The 20,847-nt window shown below is 64.2% G+C and carries 19 protein-coding genes; 15 read left to right on the forward strand and 4 right to left on the reverse strand.

Going from position 1 to position 20,847, the window contains the following annotated elements; translation table 11 throughout:
• Positions 1–55 precede the first annotated feature (55 nt).
• The 9 genes from bamE (at position 56) to ACTHN9_RS04705 (ending at position 9,569) form a co-directional block, all read left to right on the forward strand.
• Positions 56–847, forward strand: a complete 792-nt coding sequence (gene bamE / locus ACTHN9_RS04665) for an outer membrane protein assembly factor BamE domain-containing protein (RefSeq protein WP_440535597.1) — start codon at positions 56–58, stop codon at positions 845–847.
• 172 nt (positions 848–1,019) lie between these two features.
• Positions 1,020–1,817 carry a 4-hydroxy-tetrahydrodipicolinate reductase gene (dapB, locus tag ACTHN9_RS04670; protein WP_440535580.1) on the forward strand — a complete coding sequence of 266 codons (798 nt, stop codon included), beginning with the start codon at positions 1,020–1,022 and terminating at the stop codon, positions 1,815–1,817.
• 50 nt (positions 1,818–1,867) lie between these two features.
• Positions 1,868–2,644, forward strand: a complete 777-nt coding sequence (locus ACTHN9_RS04675; RefSeq protein WP_440535581.1) for a MotA/TolQ/ExbB proton channel family protein — start codon at positions 1,868–1,870, stop codon at positions 2,642–2,644.
• A 45-nt stretch (positions 2,645–2,689) separates the two neighbouring features.
• The gene (locus ACTHN9_RS04680; RefSeq protein WP_440535598.1) at positions 2,690–3,160 is read left to right on the forward strand and encodes an ExbD/TolR family protein; all 471 of its coding nucleotides are present in this window, start codon (positions 2,690–2,692) and stop codon (positions 3,158–3,160) included.
• Between the two features lie 155 nt (positions 3,161–3,315).
• Positions 3,316–5,910, forward strand: a complete 2,595-nt coding sequence (gene leuS / locus ACTHN9_RS04685; RefSeq protein ID WP_440535582.1) for a leucine--tRNA ligase — start codon at positions 3,316–3,318, stop codon at positions 5,908–5,910.
• Positions 5,911–5,963: 53 nt separating this feature from the next.
• The gene (locus tag ACTHN9_RS04690) at positions 5,964–6,515 is read left to right on the forward strand and encodes an LPS-assembly lipoprotein LptE (RefSeq protein WP_440535583.1); all 552 of its coding nucleotides are present in this window, start codon (positions 5,964–5,966) and stop codon (positions 6,513–6,515) included.
• 31 nt (positions 6,516–6,546) lie between these two features.
• Positions 6,547–7,635, forward strand: a complete 1,089-nt coding sequence (gene holA / locus ACTHN9_RS04695) for a DNA polymerase III subunit delta (protein ID WP_440535584.1) — start codon at positions 6,547–6,549, stop codon at positions 7,633–7,635.
• A gap of 73 nt (positions 7,636–7,708) precedes the next feature.
• Positions 7,709–9,010 carry a glutamate-5-semialdehyde dehydrogenase gene (locus ACTHN9_RS04700; RefSeq protein WP_440535585.1) on the forward strand — a complete coding sequence of 434 codons (1,302 nt, stop codon included), beginning with the start codon at positions 7,709–7,711 and terminating at the stop codon, positions 9,008–9,010.
• Positions 9,011–9,152: 142 nt separating this feature from the next.
• Entirely contained in the window at positions 9,153–9,569 is a 417-nt protein-coding gene (locus tag ACTHN9_RS04705) for a CopD family protein (protein ID WP_440535586.1), read from the forward strand.
• 26 nt (positions 9,570–9,595) lie between these two features.
• On the opposite strand, the gene ACTHN9_RS04710 is transcribed toward ACTHN9_RS04705, so the two are convergent.
• Positions 9,596–10,456, reverse strand: a complete 861-nt coding sequence (locus ACTHN9_RS04710; protein WP_440535587.1) for a MurR/RpiR family transcriptional regulator — start codon at positions 10,454–10,456, stop codon at positions 9,596–9,598.
• Between the two features lie 283 nt (positions 10,457–10,739).
• On the opposite strand from ACTHN9_RS04710, the gene edd reads away from it, so the two are divergent.
• The 4 genes from edd to ACTHN9_RS04730 all read left to right on the forward strand — a co-directional run bounded on the left by edd (position 10,740) and on the right by ACTHN9_RS04730 (position 15,466).
• Positions 10,740–12,608, forward strand: coding sequence for a phosphogluconate dehydratase (gene edd, locus ACTHN9_RS04715; protein ID WP_440535588.1), 1,869 nt, complete (start codon positions 10,740–10,742; stop codon positions 12,606–12,608).
• A gap of 10 nt (positions 12,609–12,618) precedes the next feature.
• A complete protein-coding gene (locus tag ACTHN9_RS04720) occupies positions 12,619–13,254 on the forward strand; it encodes a bifunctional 4-hydroxy-2-oxoglutarate aldolase/2-dehydro-3-deoxy-phosphogluconate aldolase (protein WP_440535589.1) in 636 nt (211 codons plus the stop codon).
• A gap of 338 nt (positions 13,255–13,592) precedes the next feature.
• Complete coding sequence (locus tag ACTHN9_RS04725; protein WP_440535590.1) at positions 13,593–14,960, forward strand: GntT/GntP/DsdX family permease; 1,368 nt, start codon at positions 13,593–13,595, stop codon at positions 14,958–14,960.
• Positions 14,961–14,968: 8 nt separating this feature from the next.
• Positions 14,969–15,466: a gluconokinase gene (locus tag ACTHN9_RS04730; protein WP_440535591.1), complete on the forward strand. Its 498-nt coding sequence runs from the start codon at positions 14,969–14,971 to the stop codon at positions 15,464–15,466.
• 144 nt (positions 15,467–15,610) lie between these two features.
• Here the strand turns inward: ACTHN9_RS04730 and ACTHN9_RS04735 are convergent, their stop codons facing one another.
• Positions 15,611–16,828 (reverse strand): MFS transporter, encoded by a 1,218-nt coding sequence (locus ACTHN9_RS04735; RefSeq protein WP_440535592.1) that lies wholly within the window; start codon positions 16,826–16,828, stop codon positions 15,611–15,613.
• 279 nt (positions 16,829–17,107) lie between these two features.
• On the opposite strand from ACTHN9_RS04735, the gene ACTHN9_RS04740 reads away from it, so the two are divergent.
• Positions 17,108–17,494: a nuclear transport factor 2 family protein gene (locus ACTHN9_RS04740; protein ID WP_440535593.1), complete on the forward strand. Its 387-nt coding sequence runs from the start codon at positions 17,108–17,110 to the stop codon at positions 17,492–17,494.
• A 45-nt stretch (positions 17,495–17,539) separates the two neighbouring features.
• Here the strand turns inward: ACTHN9_RS04740 and ACTHN9_RS04745 are convergent, their stop codons facing one another.
• Together ACTHN9_RS04745 and purB are read right to left on the reverse strand one after the other, a co-directional pair.
• Positions 17,540–18,574 carry a helix-turn-helix domain-containing protein gene (locus ACTHN9_RS04745; protein WP_440535594.1) on the reverse strand — a complete coding sequence of 345 codons (1,035 nt, stop codon included), beginning with the start codon at positions 18,572–18,574 and terminating at the stop codon, positions 17,540–17,542.
• A 172-nt stretch (positions 18,575–18,746) separates the two neighbouring features.
• Positions 18,747–20,135 carry an adenylosuccinate lyase gene (purB, locus tag ACTHN9_RS04750; RefSeq protein ID WP_440535595.1) on the reverse strand — a complete coding sequence of 463 codons (1,389 nt, stop codon included), beginning with the start codon at positions 20,133–20,135 and terminating at the stop codon, positions 18,747–18,749.
• Between the two features lie 229 nt (positions 20,136–20,364).
• Between purB and ACTHN9_RS04755 the strand changes: the two genes are divergently transcribed.
• Positions 20,365–20,709 (forward strand): DUF2515 family protein, encoded by a 345-nt coding sequence (locus ACTHN9_RS04755; RefSeq protein ID WP_440535596.1) that lies wholly within the window; start codon positions 20,365–20,367, stop codon positions 20,707–20,709.
• Positions 20,710–20,847 lie beyond the last annotated feature (138 nt).

Here is a 20,847-nt window from a genome sequence, read left to right on the forward strand (position 1 = left end):
CCGCACGGTGGGTGAAATGAGTCCAAATTTTCTTATGAAGCGCGGGGGGAGTCACGTGCGCAAGCTGTTGATCGCTGCCTCGACGGTTGCGCTCGTTGCGGGATGTTCGACCTACGACAGCCTCACGCAGCGCGTCGCTCAGAGCATTACGCCGTATCGCATCACCATCGTGCAAGGCAACTTCGTCTCGAAGGAAGCCGCCTCGAAGATGCGCGTGGGCATGACTCGGGACGAGGTCAAGTCGGTGCTCGGTACGCCGCTCTTGACGGATATGTTCCATGACGAGCGCTGGGATTACGTCTTCTACTTCAAGCGCGGTTCCACCGCGGTCGTCCAGCAGCGCGATTTCATCGTCAATTTCAACGGCGATCGTGTCGTGAGTTGGGCGGGCGGCGAAGATCTGCCGTCCGAACTCGAATTGCTCGCCGATATCGACGGCGACAAGCACGGGAAGAAGAAGGCGAAAGCCGCGGTGCCGGCTTCGAGCGAGGCTGCGGCTTCGTCGAGCGCCGCCGTAGCGGAGCAGCCGGCCAGCGGTGCCACGCAAGCGGGTACGAGCGAGCAGGGTACCGAGGCGGCCAACGCGGAAGCGGCGCAGGCCGCCAACCGCGCGACGAACCAAGTGCCCGCCACGCCCCAACAGCCCTCGGTGCGCTCCGGTACGCCGTCGCCGTCGAAAGGTTTGCCGAGCGCGACGCCGCAGTTCCAGTTCCATCGCGAGCCGCAGCCCGCTTCGCCCGACCAAAGCAATCCGGTCGGCCCGGCGGGCACGCAGTCGAGTGTGGGCGGCACGCACGGACAGTCGGTGTCGTCGGCCCAGCCGGGCTCGCCGAGCACGGGCGGCTGACCGCTCGTTCTTTCACGCGCCGTCGCTGCCGATCGAAGCACCGGCGGGCTTTCGGGCGGGCCGAGCGCAAGGTGCGCCGCCCGCCTTTTGTTTTTTTGACGGTGCTTGTCGGCACCGCTGGCCGGCCTTGGCATGGTCGGCCGATCATTGAAAAGAAAGGGGTAAGTTGCCGATGAAGATCGCCATCGCAGGGGCATCGGGCCGGATGGGTCGGATGCTGATCGAAGCCGTCCTGAACGATCCGGACGCGACGCTCGCCGGTGCGCTCGATCGCGCGGGCTCGCCGCAGCTTGGCGAAGATGCCGGCGCGTTTCTCGGGCAGCGCACTGGCGTCGTGCTTAGCGACGATATCGATCGTGTCATGGCCGAGGCCGACTGCCTGATCGATTTCACGCGCCCCGAAGGCACGATGGCCCATATCGAGGCGGCGCTGCGTCACGGCACGAAACTCGTGATCGGCACCACAGGCATGACCGAGGCGCAGCGCCAGGCCGTGCATGCGGCCGGCCAGCGAACCGGGGTCGTCTTCGCCGCGAACATGAGCGTGGGCGTGAACGTGACGCTCAAGCTGCTCGAGTTTGCCGCCCGGCATTTCGCCACGGGCTACGACATCGAAATCATCGAGGCGCACCATCGTCATAAGGTCGATGCGCCGTCGGGCACCGCGCTCGCGATGGGCGAAGTGATCGCCGGTGCGCTCGGCCGCGATTTGAAGGATTGCGCCGTCTACGAGCGCCACGGCGTGACGGGCGAGCGCGACCCCTCCACCATCGGTTTTTCGGCGATTCGCGGCGGCGATATCGTCGGCGATCATACGGTGCTGTTCGCCGGCACGGGCGAGCGGATCGAGATCACGCACAAGTCGGCAAGCCGCGTCTCGTATGCGCAGGGCGCGCTGCGGGCCGCTCACTTTCTCGGCACGCGCGGCGCGGGCCTTTTCGACATGCAGGACGTGCTCGGTCTGCGCTGAGGCGGCCGCGCACGCCGGCGCATCGTGCTCGCTTTGGGATTCGGATACGCATGGAAAACACGGGCATCGTTCACTACCTGCAATCGGGCGACGCGCTCACGCACGGTGTCGCCTATGTGCTGCTGGCCATGTCGATCGCGAGCTGGTGCTTTTTGATCGTCAAAGGGTGGATGCTCGGGCGCGCGAAGCGGCAAGGGCCGCGCGCCATCGCGCTGTTCTGGCAAGCGTCGAGTTTGTCCGAAGGGGTGCTCGCGCTTCGCGGCACGGATCGCGAGCATGTCTTCGTCCCGCTGGCGCTGGCGGCATTGGCGGCGTCCGAAGTTCACGCTCCGTCGGCCATGCTCGCGCGCGTCGAGCGCAGCGAGCGCGTTTTGCGCGCTTTGCGCGAGGCGCTGCTCGCTTCGCAGCGGCGGATCGAATTCGGCCAAGTGCTGCTCGCCTCGATCGGCAGTACCGCGCCGTTCGTCGGCTTGCTTGGCACCGTGTGGGGCATCTATCACGCGCTCGGCAGTATTGCCGCGAGCGGGCAAGCGATGATCGAGAACGTCGCGGGGCCCGTCGGCGAAGCGCTGATCATGACGGCGTTCGGCCTCGTCGTCGCCATTCCCGCTGTATTGGCCTACAACGTGCTCGGCCGCATGCAGCGGCAGCTTTCCGAGGAGTTGGACGGCTTCGCGCACGATCTGCACGCCTACGTCTGCGCACCGGGCGCGGCCGAGCGCGGGGCCGGCATGGATATTCCGGCGGCGCCCGCTTCGTCCGATCGGCATGGCGGTGCGTCCGGGCATGCGCCGGCAGGCGAGCCGGCGCATCGGGCGCGCGCCTGACGTCGGCGATAGGGCGAGCGCGGCCGTTCGAACAAGGAGGCGATGATGGCATTCGGCGGATTCGACAAAGAGCGCTCGGCCGCGCCGATGGCCGACATCAACATGACGCCGCTGATCGACGTTATGCTCGTGTTGCTCGTCATCTTCATCATTACGGCGCCGCTATTGACGCATGCGATTCGGCTCGACTTGCCGAAGGCGGCTGCCGCGCCCGCGCCGCAAACGCCGCACACGATCACGCTGTCGATCGACGACGCGGGCCGGCTTTACTGGGACGGCCAGCCGCTTGCGCTCGACGCGTTGCGCGCTCGGCTTGCCGAAGCGGGCAAGACCGTGCCGCCGCCCGAGCTTCACTTGCGCGCATCGCGCGCCACGCGCTACGACGTCATTGCGCAGGTGATGAGCGCGGCCCAGCAGGCGGGCGTCGATCGAATCGGCTTCGTGACCGAGCCGCCGCGTCCCGGCGCGTCGCTGGGCTCGGGCGCCGCACCGACCGCGCCCGGCAGCAAGCCATAGCCCTAGCTGCACCGCACTCACGCCGCAACCGCATGCGGCTTGCGTGCACGCGGGCGGTATAATCGACGTTTTCCCCTTTGCGGGGAGAACGCATTTCGACGTTTCGCCGCGCCCGCATCGCAAGGCGCCACGATAGCCCAGCCCGAACCACCGCCATGCAAGAAAAATATTTACCCGCCGACATCGAAGCCGCCGCCCAGGCAGAGTGGCGCGCGTCCAACGCCTACCGCACGGCCGAAATCGCCGGCAAGCCGAAGTTCTATTGCGTCTCGATGCTGCCGTATCCGTCGGGCAAGCTGCACATGGGCCACGTGCGCAACTACACGATCAACGACGTCATGTACCGTTATCTGCGGATGAACGGTCACAACGTGTTGATGCCGATGGGCTGGGACGCGTTCGGCATGCCCGCCGAAAACGCGGCCATGGCCAACGGCGTGCCGCCCGCGAAATGGACTTACGACAACATCGCCTACATGAAGGGGCAGATGCAGTCGATCGGCCTCGCGATCGACTGGTCGCGCGAAGTCGCCACCTGCGATCCGAAGTACTACAAGTGGAATCAGTGGCTGTTCTTGAAGATGCTCGAAAAGGGCATCGTGTACAAGAAAACGGGTACGGTGAATTGGGATCCCATCGATCAGACGGTGCTCGCGAACGAGCAGGTCATCGACGGCCGCGGCTGGCGCTCGGGCGCGCTCGTCGAAAAGCGCGAGATCCCGATGTACTACATGCGGATCACCCAGTACGCCGACGAACTGCTGAACGATCTCGACGGTCTCGGCTGGCCCGAGCGCGTCAAGGTGATGCAGCAGAACTGGATCGGTAAGAGCTACGGCGTGAACTTAGGCTTCCCGTACGAACTCGACGGCGAACGCAAGCTGCTGCGCGTGTTCACGACGCGCGCCGATACCATCATGGGCGTGACGTTCTGCGCGATCGCGGCTGAGCATCCGTTGGCGGCGCGCTTGGCGCAAGGCAAGCCCGACCTTCAAGCATTCATCGACGAATGCCGGCACGGCGGCGTGGCCGAGGCCGAGATCGCGACGATGGAAAAGAAGGGCATGGCAACGGGCTTTTACGTGACGCACCCGCTCACGCAAGCCCAAGTCGAAGTGTGGATCGGCAACTACGTGCTGATGAGCTACGGCGAAGGCGCCGTCATGGGCGTGCCCGCGCACGACGAGCGCGACTTCGCGTTCGCGAAGAAATATGGCCTGCCGATCAAGCAGGTGATTGCGAAGGCCGGCTGCGAGTATTCGCTCGATGCGTGGCAAGCGTGGTACGGCGAGAAGGACGGCGTTGCCTGCGTCGACAGCGGGCGCTACGACGGCATGGGCTACGAGCAAGCCGTCGACGCCGTCGCGGCCGATCTGAAAGCGCTCGGCTTCGGCGACAAACAAGTCACCTGGCGTCTGCGCGACTGGGGTATTTCGCGCCAGCGCTACTGGGGCACGCCGATCCCGATCATCCATTGCGCGGCCTGCGGCGACGTACCGGTGCCGGAGCAAGATTTGCCCGTCGTGCTTCCCGAGGATCTCGTGCCGGACGGCACGGGCAACCCGCTCGCGAAGTCGGCTGCATTCGTGAACTGCGCTTGCCCGAAGTGCGGTGCGCCCGCCAAGCGCGAGACGGACACGATGGATACGTTCGTCGATTCGTCGTGGTACTTCTCGCGCTACACGTGCCCCGACGCGGAGACGATGGTCGACGCGCGCACCGATTACTGGATGCCGATGGACCAATACATCGGCGGCATCGAGCACGCGATCTTGCATTTGCTCTATTCGCGCTTCTGGACGAAGGTGATGCGCGACATGGGGCTCGTGAAGTTCGGCGAGCCCGCGAAGAACCTGCTCACGCAGGGCATGGTCCTGAACGAGACGTTCTATCGCGAAGACGCCACGGGCAAGAAGACTTGGTACAACCCGGCCGACGTCACCGTCGTGCACGACGACAAGGGGCGCCCCATGGGCGCAACGCTCAATACCGATGGGCAACCTGTCGTGCTGGGCGGCATCGAGAAGATGGCGAAGTCGAAGAACAACGGCGTCGATCCGCAACTGCTGATCGATCAGTACGGTGCCGACACGGCGCGCCTGTTCACGATGTTCGCGGCGCCGCCCGAGCAGCAACTCGAATGGTCGGGCTCGGGCGTCGAGGGCGCGAGCCGGTTCCTGCGCCGGGTGTGGGCGTTCGGCCACGCCAATCAAGCCGAACTCGTGGCGCGCGAGACGTTCGATCCGGCCAAGCTCGCGCAGACCGACAAAGCGTTGCGCCGCGAAATCTATAGCGTGCTGAAGCAAGCCGATTTCGACTACCAGCGTTTGCAGTACAACACGGTCGTCTCCGCCGCGATGAAGATGCTCAACGCGCTCGACGACGCCAAGCTCGCACGGCCGAGCGTCCTGCGCGAATGCTATGGCGTTTTGCTGCGCGTGCTCTACCCGGTGGTGCCGCACATCACGCATGCGCTCTGGCAAACGCTCGGCTTCGTCGACGAATTCGGCTCGCTGCTCGACGCACCGTGGCCGAAGGTCGACGAGCAAGCGCTCGAACAGGCCGAGATCGAACTCGTGCTGCAAGTGAACGGCAAGGTTCGCGGCTCGCTGACGATCGCCAAGGATGCCTCGCGCGAAGCGATCGAGGCGCAAGCGCTCGCTCACGAGATGTTCGTGCGGTTCAGCGAAGGCAAGAGCCCGAAGAAGATCGTGGTCGTGCCGGGCCGCCTCGTGAACGTTGTCGTCTAACGGCGCAGCGCGCGGCACCGAGCGTGCCGCGCCGATTCAATCAAGGAGTCACTGTGATTCGCCGAGCGTTTTTAGCGCTCGTGTGTAGCACGACCCTGCTCGCCGCGTGCGGCTTTCAGCTGCGCGGCCAGCAGGACTATGCCTTCAAGCGGCTCGCGATCGTGGGCGCGCCGCCGGTCGTCGCCGCGCGTCTCACGCGGATGATCGAGGGCGGAAGCGATACGGTCGTCGTCGATTCGCCTTCGAACGCCGATGCCGTTCTCACGGTCAGCGAAGGGCGGGGGCAGTCGGTGTTGACGCTGAACTTGGCCGGCGCCGCCGAGGAATATGCGCTGACGTACTCGCTCAATTACTCGCTCGCGAGCGCCGATGGCACCGTGTTGATTCCGCCCAGCTCGATCGCGCTGAACCGGGCCATGACGTACAGCGTGACCTACGCGCTGGCGAAAGGGCAGGAGTCGGAGCTGTTGTACGCGGACATGCAAAACGACGCGGTCGATCAGCTGACGCGCCGGTTAGCGACGGTCCATTCGTTGCATCCGGCGCCGGGGCAGCAAACGCCGGGCGTCTCGCCGCGCGCGCCGTTGCCGCCGCCGCCGCTTTGATCGCCCTTCGGCCCCGAACGAACCGCCGCCCATGCAATTGCGACTCGACGCGCTCGACGCCCATCTGACGAAAAGTCTTGCCGGCTTGTACGTCGTCTATGGCGACGAGCATCTGCTCGCGCAGGAAGCGTGCGACCGGATCCGTGCCGCGGCGCGCGCGGCCGGGTTCACCGAACGCAACGTGTTTACGGTCGAGCGCAGCTTCGATTGGAGTTCGCTGCTGGGTGCAACGCAATCGATGTCGTTGTTCGGCGAGCGCCAACTAATCGAATTGCGCATTCCCTCGGGTAAGCCGGGCAAGGAAGGCGCCGACGCGCTCAAATTGCTGGCCGCCGCGGACAACCCCGACGTCTTGACGCTCGTGACGCTCCCGCGCCTCGATGCCGCGACGCAAAAATCGGGCTGGTTCACGGCGCTGGCCGAGCGCGGCGTCTCGCTGCGGATCGATCCGGTCGAGCGGGCGCAATTGCCCAATTGGGTCGCCCAGCGGCTGGCTCAGCAAGGCCAGCGTGTCGCGCCAGGGGAAGAGGGGCGGCGGGCGCTGCAATTCGTCGCGGAGCGCGTCGAAGGCAATTTGCTCGCGGCTCACCAAGAGATTCAGAAGCTTGGCTTGCTTTATCCGCAGGGCGTGTTGACGTTCGAGCAAGTGCACGACGCCGTGCTCAACGTCGCCCGCTATGACGTTTTCAAGTTGAACGAGGCGATGCTTGCCGGCGACGTCGGCCGGCTGTCGCGGATGCTCGATGGCCTGAAGGGCGAAGGCGAAGCCGCGGTGCTCGTGCTGTGGGCGCTGACGGAAGAGCTTCGAACGCTGCTGAAAATTAAACGCGGCGCGGCGGCCGGCAAACCGCTCGCGACGCTGTTGCGCGAAAATCGCGTGTGGGGGCCGCGCGAGCGGCTCGTCGGCCCCGCGCTGCAGCGCGTCACGGAACCGCTGCTCGAGGAGGGTCTCGCGCTCGCCGCGGCGCTCGACCGGCAGGTGAAGGGGTTGACGGGCACCGTGCCGACCAGCCGCTTGCGCACGGCCTTGCCGCCCGATCCATGGGAAGGCTTGTTCGAACTCGCTGCGCTCGTCGCGGCGCCGGGCAAGCGCGGTAGCGCACGCGCGAGCCGCGTCTGACGATTTACAATCGAAACGCTGGCCGTGGCCCATCGCCACACCGTGCCGCACGAAAGCGCTGCGAGCGCCACGAATGGAATTGATGATGGAAATCGACGAATACATGACCGCGATCGGCCGCCGTGCGCGCGCCGCTTCTCGCGCAATGGCGCGTGCCGCCACGGCGGCCAAGAACGAAGCGCTCGAAGCGATCGCGTGCGCGATCGAACGCGATCGCAACGTACTCAAAGAGGCGAACGCGCGCGATGTCGCCAAGGCGCGCGAGAAAGGGATGGACGCCGCCTTCGTCGATCGATTGACGCTGTCGGATAAGGCGCTCGCGACGATGATCGAAGGGCTGCGCCAAGTCGCGGCGCTCTCCGATCCGATCGGCGAGATCGACAACCTCAAGTATCGGCCGAGCGGCATTCAGGTCGGCCGCATGCGCGTTCCGCTGGGCGTGATCGGCATCATCTACGAATCGCGGCCGAATGTGACGATCGACGCTGCGGCGCTCTGCCTGAAGTCGGGCAACGCGGCGATTTTGCGCGGCGGCTCCGAAGCGTTGGCGTCGAACGCGGCGCTTGCCGCGCTGATCGGCGAAGGGCTCGCGCAAGCGGGCTTGCCGCGCGATGCGGTGCAAGTGGTCGAGACGGCCGATCGTGCGGCGGTCGGCAAGCTCGTCACGATGACCGAGTACGTCGACGTAATCGTGCCGCGAGGCGGCAAGAGCCTCATCGCCCGGCTGATGGAAGAAGCGCGGGTGCCGATGATCAAGCACCTGGACGGTATTTGCCACGTCTACATCGACGATCGTGCCGATTTGTGCAAAGCGCTGGCCGTGTGCGATAACGCGAAAACGCACCGCTACGGCACCTGCAATACGATGGAGACGTTGCTCGTCGCGCGCGGGATTGCTCGTGCCGCGTTGCCGCCGCTTGCGCGCGTGTATCGCGACAAGGGGGTCGAATTGCGGGTCGACGCGCAAGCGCGCGCGGCGCTCGAAGCGGCGCCTTGGGACAGCGACGCGCCCGCGCTCGCCCTCGTCGATGCCACCGAGGAAGATTGGCGTACCGAATATCTCGCGCCGGTGCTGGCGATCAAGGTGGTCGACGGGATCGATGCGGCGATCGAGCACATCAATACGTACGGCTCCGCGCACACCGACGCGATCGTGACCGAAGACCACGACCGTGCCATGCGCTTTTTGCGCGAAGTCGATTCGGCGAGCGTGATGGTGAACGCGTCGACGCGTTTCGCGGACGGCTTCGAATATGGGCTCGGCGCCGAAATCGGCATTTCGAACGACAAGCTGCATGCACGTGGGCCCGTGGGATTGGAAGGGCTCACGTCGCTCAAATACGTCGTGCTCGGGCACGGCGAAGTGCGGCAATAGGTGGCGGTAAGCGGCGGTAAGCGGCGGTAAGCCTGCGCCGCCAACGGCGAAGGGGCCCGCGTGGGCTCCTGTGCCGTACCGTTCAGGTCGATTCAATTCGGTTCGATACGAACCCACCCAAACGCAGGACCCCCTCATACCGATGCTCTGGCTCAAAACCTTTCACATCGTTTTTGTGGCCTCTTGGTTTGCGGGGCTGTTCTATCTGCCCCGCATTTTCGTCAACCTCGCCATGGAGCAGGAGCCGGCCGCCGTCGCTCGGCTGTTGACGATGGCGCGCAAGCTCTACCGCTTCATGTCGGTGATCGCCGTCGTGGCGCTGGCTTGCGGGCTCGGGCTCTGGCTCGGCTACGGTATCGGCCAGGGGCAGGGCTGGCTTCATGCGAAGCTCGGCGTCGTCGTGTTGCTGATCGCCTACCACGCCTATTGCGGCCGCCTGCTGACGGCGTTCGAGCGAGGCGAGAACCGTCGCTCCGATCGCTGGTATCGCTTTTTCAACGAGCTGCCCGTGCTCGGCCTCATCGCGGCCGTGGCGCTCGTCGTCGTCAAGCCGTTTTAGGGCCGGTTCGCGCCCGAGTCCTCGTCCTAGTCCTCGTCGGCTTCCCGCAGCGAGGGTTCGATCCGCCGCTGCGTGATTGCCTTCTTGGCTCGCCCGAGCTTGTCGACGAGTTCGGGACCGCGCGCGAGCGCAACGCCTACGGCGAGAATGTCGCCGATGGCGAGATGCGAGACGCGAGAGGTCATCGGCGAAAAGATATCCGTCTCTTCGGCGATGTTGGCGAAGAGGCTGACCGTCGCCAACTGCGCGAGCGGCGAGCTGCTGTGCGTGATCGCAATGACTTTCGCGCCGCACGCCAGCGCCGAGCGCGCCGCTTCGACGATATCGCGCGTGCGCCCCGTATTCGAGATCGCGACCACCACATCCCCTTCGCCGAGCAACGCCGCCGACATCGTGTACGTATGCGGATCGGCATACGCCACGCTCGGGATGCCGAGGCGGAAGAATTTGTGCTGGATGTCCTGGGCTGCGATGCCGGAGCCGCCCGCGCCGTAAAACTCGATGCGCGACGCGCGCGACAACATGTCGATCGCCTTGGCGACGCTATGCGCCGACAAGCTGTTCCTCACTTCGATCAACGCGCCGATCGTCCGGTCGAATACCTTGGCGACCACCCCCGGCGCCGGCTCGTCGGGCCGGACGTCGCGATAGACGGAAGGCAGTCCCGGCGCGATGCTCTGCGCAAGCCGGATCTTGAATTCGCGGAAGCCGCCGCAGCCCAGCGCTTGGCAAAACCGTGCAATCGTCGGTTGGCTCACCCCCACGCGCTCGGCGAGGTCGGTCATCGCCAAATCGAGCACCTCGCGCGGGGCGTCGAGCACGTAGTCGGCCAATTTGCGTTCCGACGGGCGCAACTGCGCGCGCATCGATTCGATTCGAGTCAGCATCTCGGAAAACCCGGCGACCGGGTGTATCGTGTTCTATCGATGGCGGTAGTATGACGGCCGACGTGTAGAAAATCTACATGTATTTGCTACCGATGTGCCGCAATCCTTCGGTACTTATGGGGTATGTCCGTAATCGGTTAGGCGGCAATTGAGGTCGACCAGCATTGCTGTCATGTAGTTTTTCTACTAAACTTGGCTCCCAAAATCGCGCTGAGTGGCCTCGCGCTGCCACGCGCCACCCGATCGGCGTTCGTTCGCCGTCTTTCTGGAGGAGCGTTTCCCCATGGTATCGCCGCACCCCACGCTGACCGAAGTTACGCGCCGCATCGTCGAGCGCAGCCGTCCCTCCCGCTCGGCCTATCTTGCGCGGATCGATGCCGCGCAAGGGCGGTTCCCGGCTCGCGGTGTCCTCTCGTGCGCCAATCTCGCCCACGGCTTCGCCGGTCTCGAAGGCAACGACAAGCTTGCGATCAAGGCGATGCGCGAGCCGAACATCGGCATCGTCTCCGCCTACAACGAGATGCTCTCGGCCCACGCACCGTATAAGGATTTCCCCGACGTCATCAAACGGGCCGCGCGCGAAAGCGGCGGCGTCGCCCAATTCGCGGGCGGCGTGCCGGCGATGTGCGACGGCATCACACAAGGCAATGCCGGCATGGAATTGTCGTTGTTCTCGCGCGAGGTCATTGCGATGAGCACGGCCGTCGCGCTCACGCACAACATGTTCGATGCCGCCTTGTGCCTCGGCGTGTGCGACAAGATCGTGCCGGGCCTGTTGATCGGCGCCCTGCAGTTCGGCCATCTGCCGACGATCTTCGTGCCGGCCGGCCCGATGACGAGCGGGCTGTCGAACGACGAGAAAGCCAAAATCCGCCAGCAGTTCGCCACGGGCCAAGTCGGGCGCGACGCTTTGCTCGAAGCCGAATCGGCGGCCTACCACGGGCACGGCACGTGCACGTTCTACGGCACCGCGAACAGCAATCAAATGCTCATGGAAGTCATGGGGCTGCATTTGCCGGGCTCGGCGTTCGTGCATCCGCATACGCCGCTGCGCGACGCACTGACCGCCGCGGCCGCGCGCCGCGTGCTCGATCTCACCGTCGAGCGCGGGCAATACACGCCGATCGGCCATGTCGTCGACGAAAAGGCGGTCGTCAACGGTATCGTCGCGCTGCTCGCGACGGGCGGATCGACCAATCACACGCTGCACCTCGTGGCGATCGCGCGCGCGGCCGGCATCCTCATCGACTGGGACGATTTCGACGCGCTGTCGCAAGCCGTGCCGCTGCTCGCGAAGATCTATCCGAACGGCAAGGCCGACGTGAATCACTACCACGCGGCTGGCGGCATGGCATTCCTGATCCGCAATTTGCTCGAAGGCGGCTTGTTGCACGACGATGTCACGACGGTCATGGGCAAGGGGCTCGGCCGGTACACGGAAGAGCCGCGCCTCGTCGACGGCCAGCTCGCCTGGGTGCCCGGGCCCGAACAAAGCGGCGACGCAAAGGTACTGCGGCCGATCGGCGATCCGTTCCAGCCCGACGGCGGCCTGCGGCTCATGCAGGGCAAGCTGGGCCGCGGCGTCATCAAGATCTCCGCGGTCGCGCCCGAACATCGCATGGTGCGCGCGCAAGCGCTCGTGTTCGATTCGCAAGAAGCCGTGCAAGCCGCGTTCGACAAGGGCGAACTCAAGCGCGATTTCGTCGCCGTGGTGCGCTTCCAAGGCGCCCGCGCGAACGGCATGCCCGAATTGCATCGCCTGACGCCGCTGCTCGGCGTGTTGCAAGACCAAGGCTTTCACGTCGCGCTCGTGACCGATGGGCGCATGTCGGGCGCCTCGGGTAAGGTGCCCGCCGTGATCCATGTTTCGCCTGAAGCGCTGCTGGCCGGGCCCCTCGGCAAAGTGCGCGACGGCGATACGATCGTCATCGATGCCGACCGGGGCGTACTCGACGTCGAAATCGACGCAAACGAATGGAACGCGCGCCCCGTCGAAGCACCCAAGCATCAAGCGGAAAACGAAGTCGGCTTCGGCCGCGAATTGTTCGGCGTCTTTCGAGCGGCCGCCGCGCCGGCCGAAATGGGCGCCTCGGTGTTCGGGCCGCTCGTGGGCGAGCAGGCCGAGCGTCAGATCCATGCAATCAAGCAATAAGGAGTCCGGCATGAAAAAGGTTGAAGACATCGTCCGCCTCGGTCCCGTCATTCCGGTGCTGGCCTTCGAGACGGTCGAGCAAGGCGAAAACGTCTCGCGCGCGCTTCATGAGGGCGGCGTCAAAGTGCTCGAAATCACGCTGCGCACACCGGCCGGTATCGGCGCGATCGAGCGTGCGGCTCGCCTGTCGCCCGATATCGTCGTGGGCGTCGGGACGATCACGAAGCCCGAGCACTGCGAGCAGGCCAAGAAGGCGGGCGCGCAGTTCGGCGTGTCGCCCGGCCTCACCAAGGATATTCACAAGGCGGCGCAAGACGCCGGCTTGCCGCTATTGCCGGGCGTCATGACGCCCAGCGACATCCTGCTCGCGCTCGAACTCGGCTACGAGACGGTCAAGTTTTTCCCGGCGCAGCAAGCGGGCGGCATTCCGATGCTGCAGGCGCTGTACGGCCCGTTCCCGACCCTCAAGTTCTGTCCGACGGGCGGCATTACCACCGAAACGGCACCGAGCTTTCTCGCGTTGCCGAACGTCGTGTGCGTCGGGGGGTCCTGGTTGACGCCCAAAGCGGCACTGGCCGCCAAAAACTGGGACGAGGTGACCCGTCTCGCGCGCGCCGCGTCCGAACTCGCCGCTCATCAGCATTAATGCGTCGATCCGCAGCGCCGGTTTGCTCCGGCGCTGCGGCGGCGCGGGCCTCGCCGTCGCCGCTTGGCAGTTGTGCTCGCAGCTGCGCGGCCGATCGCGCCGCACGCCAATCTCCCTCGCCCGAGGTGCAAGTTTGGGTAAATGAAACCGGTTCTATCGAGAGCACGCAACGCCGACTAAAATGCAGCGACTAGTCTCCTGAGTTGAGCGTTCGCTGAATACTCGAGCGAACGCCGAACTCAGGACACTTGGCGTGCGCAGGTCGTGCCAGTGGTGTCGACGCTGCCCGCACACGCATCCCTCTCCCCTCGTTTCAAAACAAGTAAAGGAGACATTTCATGGGATCGGTCCACGGCGGCCTGTTGCTGCTTTACGCATTGATCGCGATTGCGGCGCTCATCTTGCTGATCGCGCGGTACAAGGTCTACCCGTTTCTGGTCCTCATTGTCGTTTCCTTGCTGCTGGGGCTCGCTGCCGGCATGCCGGCGGGCAACATCGTCAAGTCGTTCGAAGCCGGCAACGGCGGCACGCTAGGCCATATCGCGATCGTCGTCGGGCTCGGTACCATGCTCGGCAAAATGATGGCCGAATCCGGCGGCGCGGAGCAAGTCGCGACGACGCTGATTCGCTGGTTCGGCGAAAAGCACATTCATTGGGCGATGATGTTCGTGGCGATCATCGTGGGCTTGCCGGTCTTCTTCGAAGTCGGCTTCGTGCTCTTGATCCCGATCGCCTTCAACGTCGCCAAGCGGACCGGCAAATCGCTCCTGCTGATCGGCTTGCCGATGGTCGCCGGTCTCTCGGTCGTACACGGTTTGATCCCGCCGCACCCAGCCGCGCTGTTGGCCGTGCAGGCGTATGGCGCCGATATCGGCAAGACGATCGCGTATGGTCTCATCGTCGGTATACCGACGGCGATCGTCGCGGGCCCGCTGTTCGCGCTACTGGTGCATCGCTACGTCAAGCTGCCCGAGACCAATCCGCTCGCCGCGCAATTCATCGAATCGGACGATGGCGCCGCCAAGGGCCGGCGCGAACTCCCCAGCTTCGGCATCACGCTGTTCACGATTTTGCTGCCGGTGATTCTAATGCTCGTCGGGAGTTGGGCCGATCTCGTCTTCGCGCCGAAGTCCGTTCCGAACGATTTGTTGCGGTTCGTCGGTAATTCCGATGTCGCCTTGCTGATCTCGGTGCTCGTCAGCTTCTGGACGTTCGGCGCGCAACGCGGCTTCACACGCGAGCAGATTCAAAAATTTTGCGGCGACTGCCTGGCGCCGATCGCCGGCATCACGTTGATCGTCGGGGCCGGCGGCGGCTTCGGCGGGGTGCTGCGCGATAGCGGAATCTCGCAGCAGATCGTCGCTGTCGCTACGCAGGCGCACCTTTCGCCGTTGCTGTTCGGCTGGTTCGTGGCTGCGCTGATTCGCTTGGCGACCGGGTCGGCAACCGTTGCCATGACGACAGCTTGTGGGATCGTGGCGCCGATCGCCAAGGCCGGCGCGATTCACGTTCGGCCCGAATTGCTCGTGTTGGCGACGGGCTCGGGTTCGCTGATTTTCTCGCACGTGAACGATGGCGGCTTTTGGTTGATCAAAGAGTATTTCGGCATGACGGTCGGGCAGACCTTTAAGACGTGGTCGCTCTGCGAGACGATTATTTCGCTGCTCGGCCTCGGCCTGACCTTCGCGCTCGCGACGGTCTTATAGGAACGGCAATGATTGTGATCGTGATGGGCGTCTCGGGCGCCGGCAAGACGCGTATCGGCGAGCTGCTCGCCGAACGCCTGGGCTGCAGCTTCGTGGATGGCGACGAGTTCCACAGCGCCGCGAACAAGGAAAAGATGGCGCAAGGCATCGCGCTCACGGACGACGACCGCTGGCCTTGGCTTGCCGCCATTCGCGCGGCGATCGAAGCCAAAGTGCGTGCGGGGGGCTCGCTCGTCGTTGGCTGCTCCTCGCTCAAGCGCGCCTATCGCGATGTCCTGCGCGGCGGTGCGCAGGGCGACGGGATCGTGCGGTTCGTGTACTTGAAAGGATCGTTCGAGTTGCTGCACGAACGCCTTGCGACGCGCGGCCGGCACTTCTTCAATCCGGCGCTGCTGCAAAGCCAGCTCGACACGCTGGAGGAGCCCAGCATGGATGAAGCGATCACCGTCGGGATCGAACTGTCGCCCGAGGCGATCGTCGACGAGGTCGTCGCCGCCCTCGGCTAGGCACCGTGCGATGGGCTCGCCGCGTTCGTTGGGGCTTTGCCGGTCGGCGCCGCTCGCCGCTTGATGGCGTTGTCGGCGTGGATGGCGTTGATGGCATAAGGGCTATGCGATTGCGCTGTCGGATCATCGCGGGCCAATCGGGCTTCATGCGCGCCGCCGCAATGTCGCATACCAAACTGCGAGCGCGCCGGCACTGATTGCGGCGCCGAGCGTGCAAACGCCGCCCCAGCCGAAGCGAGCGAACGCGAAGGTCGCGGCAGCCGAACCCGTGCCGCAGCCGGCAGCGTATAGGAGCATATAGGCCGCGGTCAGGCGACTGCGGGCCTCGGGGCGTACGGCATAGATCAATGTTTGATTGGTCACGTGTACCGCTTGCAATCCCAAATCGAATCCGATGACGCCGACTGCGAGCGCGATTAGCGAGTGTGCGAGCAGTGCCGTCGGCAGCCATGAGATAAGCATGAGCGACAGGCCGGCGCCCGATGTCCATTCTCCGCGGTCGCGATCCGAGAGCCGGCCGGCGCGGGCGGCGCCGAGTGCGCCCGCGGCCCCGGCTAGGCCGAATAGTCCGATTTCGGTATGCGACAGCGAATGGGGCGGTGCGCTGAGCGCAAGCGCCATCGGCGTCCAAAGCGTCATTGCGGCGGCGAAATGCAAAAAGGCGATGCACGCGCGGATGCGCAATATCCGTTCTTGCGACAACAGCGCGAACGTAGACCCGATCAGGCGAGCGTAAGATTCGCGCGAACGCGTGCCGGTGGAGTGGGGAAGCACGCGCGAGAGTACGACGTAGAGCACGAGCATGACGCCGGCCGATGTGAAATACACGGCGCGCCAGCCCGCGAGATCCGCGATGGCGCCCGAGAACGTGCGAGCCAGCAGGATCCCGAGGACGATGCCGCTCGTCACCGTTCCGACGGCCTGGCCGCGCTCGCTGGGCGCCGCCAATGCCGCCGCGAACGATACCAGCACCTGGGTGAGCACGGCGAGAAAGCCGATCAGCGCCATGCCGGCGAATAGGGCGAACGGGCGGGTTGCGATCCCGATCGCTAGCAGCCCGATCGCGCTAAGGGCAACCTGAGCCAGGATCATTCTGCGCCGGTCCCACCGGTCGCCGAGCGGGACGAGCAGTGTCAGCCCCAATCCATAGCAGGCGCTCGTGACGGTCATGATCCCGCCAATGGCGGCGCGAGCGATATCGAACTGCCGCGCCAATGTATCGAGCAGCGGTTGTGCGTAATACGTGTTCGCCACGGCGAACCCCGCGGTGGCGGCAAACAACAGCGTCGCCGGGCGCGTGAGCGCGGTATGTGCGGGCACGGAGCAAACGGGCGTCGCCCGCATCGATTGTTCGATATCCATAGAGCAGGCCGTGGCGAATCGCTCGCCATGAGTGGACGATGCGATTCACTCTACCCAAGGGGCTGTGCGCCGGTTAGTCGCCGCGTCTCTGGGAATTGACGGCCCATTCCAACGCAAGGGGACGGGCGCGGCACACGAGTTCCGACGATCGAAAGACACGAATCGGCGATCGATTGGGACGCAAGCGCTAACGATCGGACTCTCGCGTTTCATACAGTGTTCCTACCGGGAGCCGGCCAAGGCCATCCCGATTCGCCAACTATCGTTCCGGAGCTTCGTATGGCCCTCAATCCACTCCAACAATTTTTTTCGAAGATTGGCGCTCGCGATTTGCCGGGCGCGCTATCGCTGATCAACGAGGCTACCGTGTTCGAGCCGCAAGGTCCGGCGCATTTGCCGATTTATGGGCGCTTTGTCGGCAAGGCAGGCGTCGAGCGGCTCATGACAGCCCTCAGTACGCTATTCGAAACGGAGCGGTTCGAGATTCGTCAGTGGGCGGACGCGGGCGATCACGTGTTCGCGTACGGCTATATGCAACATCGGGTGCGAGAGACGGGCAAGACGTTCGCCAGCGAATTCGCGGCGGTGGCCCGGATCGAAGGCGGGATGATCCGTCATTACCGAATCTTCGAGGACACCGCGGCTGCAGAGAAGGCGTTCGCTTGATGCGGCGTCTCTTTTCGCCCGGTCAAGCGTTGTGCCGGGGCCGTCTCACCGCAGCTGCACGAGCCAGTTGCCGTAGTCGGCATCGGCGCGCACGGGTGCGTGGGACCGCTCGCGTTGGGCGATCTCGCGTGTTTCGCTCGGCGCGTGACCGAATTCCTGCTTGAACGCGCGGCTCAGTTGCGAGTTGCTCTGGAATCCGTAGCGATATGCCAGATCGCCGATTCGATGGCGTGCATTCTCGGGCGACGTCAGCGCGCGGCGAATCGCGCGTAGACGGCGTTTCCGAATGTAATGCGAGACGCCGCCGTCTTGTTCGAATAGGCGGTATAAGCTCGAGCGCGATATGCCGATGTCCTTGCAGATTCGATCGGGAGAGAGTTCCACCGATTCCAGGTTCCGGCCGATGTACTCTTTCGCCTTCACGTAAAGCGTTGAAAGCAGTTCGTTGCGTGCATTGGCAATGTCTTGCGTACTCGTGCTTAACATCGCTTTGACTAAGCTCAACGTGGCTTGCTCGGCATATCGCGCTTGGAGCGGCGACATCGTTTCGATTTGCTCGAGTAGGCTCGACAGGTAGCCATCGAGCAGCGCACTGACGCCGCCGCGAAATAGGGTGCCGTGGAGCGCGGACGGCAAATTGGGCAGCATATCGCGCACAACCAGCAAGGTGATCGCACCGCCGGCTTCAATCTCGCGCCGATAAGGACGAGCCTGATCGACGACAAGAATCTCGCCCGGCTGGACATGTATCGCCCGGCCGTCGATATTGCCGCGGACCATTCCCCCGCTGCGCAGATTGAACGAATAACTATCCAGGCCGTCCCGACGAATCAACGGTATCGTCCGATTCAACGTATAGGCGAGCGGGGCGCGCGCAGCGGAGGGTTGTCGATAGATCCATTTCCCTACCGAGATGTTGCCGAGCGTATAGCCGCAAAACCGATAATCGACTGCCGAATCGAACGGGCCGGACAATGCGAATTCCGCGACCGAATATTGCGCCCGCCATGCGTCGAGGCGTTCGGCGGCCGAATAATCTTGCAAGGAAAACCGATAGGTCGGGTGTGTCGCGCGATGCATGCTAAGCCCTCGAATCGCCGTCCGGCTTCCGCTGCATTATAGGGACGATTCTCCGTCGGCGTTGGGGGCGAGCGCATCGTCGATATGCGATAGGCCATGCCGTTCGGCCCTAGAAATGAAAAGGGCGCGCGAGCCGATGCCCGCGCGCCCTTTTCTCGAGGCGCAATGTCCCTTAAGCGATCCGCTTGGCCAATTCGACGGCCTTGCCCGTGTACGAAGCCGGCGTCATGTTCATGAGCAGCGTTTTCGCATCGTCGGGAATCGCGAGCGTCGCGATGAACTGCTGCAGCGCCTCGCGCGTGATGCCCTTGCCGCGCGTGAGTTCCTTGAGCTGTTCGTACGGATTTTCGATGCCGAAGCGGCGCATCACCGTTTGCACGGGCTCGGCCAGCACTTCCCAGCAACCGTCGAGATCTTCGTTCAAGCGAGCCGGGTTGACTTCGAGCTTGTCGAGGCCGCGGATCAGCGCGTCATAGGCGAGCAGCGAGTAGCCGAGCGCCACGCCCATGTTGCGCAGCACGGTGGAATCGGTCAGATCGCGCTGCCAGCGCGACACCGGGAGCTTGTCGGCCAGATGGCGCAACGTGGCATTAGCTAGGCCCAGGTTGCCTTCCGAATTTTCGAAGTCGATCGGATTGACCTTGTGCGGCATCGTCGACGAACCGATTTCGCCGGCCTTCGTCTTTTGCTTGAAATAACCGACCGAGATGTAGCCCCACACGTCGCGATCCAGATCGAGCAGGATCGTATTGGCGCGTGCGCAGGCATCGAACAGCTCGGCCATGTAGTCGTGCGGTTCGATTTGGATGGTGTACGGATTGAACGTGAGCTTCAGGCGCTGTTCGATGACGTTGCGCGAGAACGTTTCCCAGTCGAAGCTCGGATAGGCCGACAGGTGGGCGTTGTAGTTGCCCACCGCGCCGTTCATCTTGCCGAGGATTTCCACCTTGGCGATGCGATCGATCGCGCGTGCGAGACGGGCGGCCACGTTCGCGATTTCCTTGCCGAGCGTCGTCGGGCTCGCGGGCTGCCCGTGCGTGCGCGAGAGCATCGGCTGCTCCGCATGGGCGTGCGCAAGCGCGACGAGGCGGCCGTGCACCGAGCGCAAAGCCGGCAGGATCACGTGCTCGCGTGCGCCGGCCAGCATGAGGCCGTGCGACGTGTTGTTGATGTCTTCCGAGGTGCAGGCGAAATGGATGAACTCGCTCGCGCGCTCGAGTTCGGGGTGACCCTTGACCGATTCCTTGAGCCAGTATTCGACGGCCTTGACGTCGTGGTTCGTCACGCGCTCGATTTCCTTGATGCGTGCGGCATCGTGTGCGGAAAACCGCGCAACGAGATCGAGCAGGAACGTTTCGGCCGCTTCCGAGAAGCGCGGCATTTCGGCGAAGCCGGCTTGCGACAGGGCGATGAGCCAATGGACTTCGACCGTCACGCGATGACGCATGAACGCGGCTTCGGAAAGCCAGTCGCGCAGCGCTTCGGTTTTGGCGGCGTAGCGGCCGTCGAGCGGCGAGAGGGCGGTGAGGGCAAACAGCGTTTCGGCGCGGGTATCGGACATGATCGGGCATCGCGCTCGAAGGCGCGGATTCGGGAGCAAGGGGAGAACCCGGGATTTTACCACTGGCTGGGCCAGACCTCGCCTTGGACGCTCGACTGTGGGGAGTCGTGCTTCTGTTCGTCTGAGTTCTTGGTTATCCAGGCATTTCCGTCCTGTTGGCGGCTAAGGTTTCGCGTTCGACCTAACGTTTGAATCCTTTTCGACCTCAACCAATGGGAACCCACCTCCAATGAGCACGACACGTTCCAAGCCGATAGCGTTCTTTGAATCCGATTTGCCTCGCGTGAAAGGACGGCAGCTTGGTTTTGCGATGACGAGCAAGGAGCCCAACTACTGTGTGACTTGCATTGTGACCTGCGAGGACCAGTGGTCGATCATGCAGATGGAAGCCCTGGAAAAGATGGGGGAGGAGGTGGACGGGGAGATTGGCCTGATCTTCATCGAGGATGCTGTCAGGCGAGCGAAGCGCGCAGCGGGCAACTACGCACTGCTATTCCTCAACGACGAGGGCACCGACAAGGAGGGCCGCTTTTACTGGCCGGGGCTCGCTGCTTTCGCTGCAAAGCAGGTGTGAAGTGCACCCCAAAAGTTGGACATCAATCCAACCTTTGGGGCGTTGTTCATGTTGAAATACGACGAGGAATTCAAGCTGCGGGTAGTCAAGACATACCTGCGCGGGCAGACCAGCTTTGGGGCTGTAGCTGCGCAATTC

Origin of the sequence: Trinickia sp., assembly GCF_051953405.1 — a bacterium.
Taxonomy (GTDB): domain Bacteria; phylum Pseudomonadota; class Gammaproteobacteria; order Burkholderiales; family Burkholderiaceae; genus Trinickia.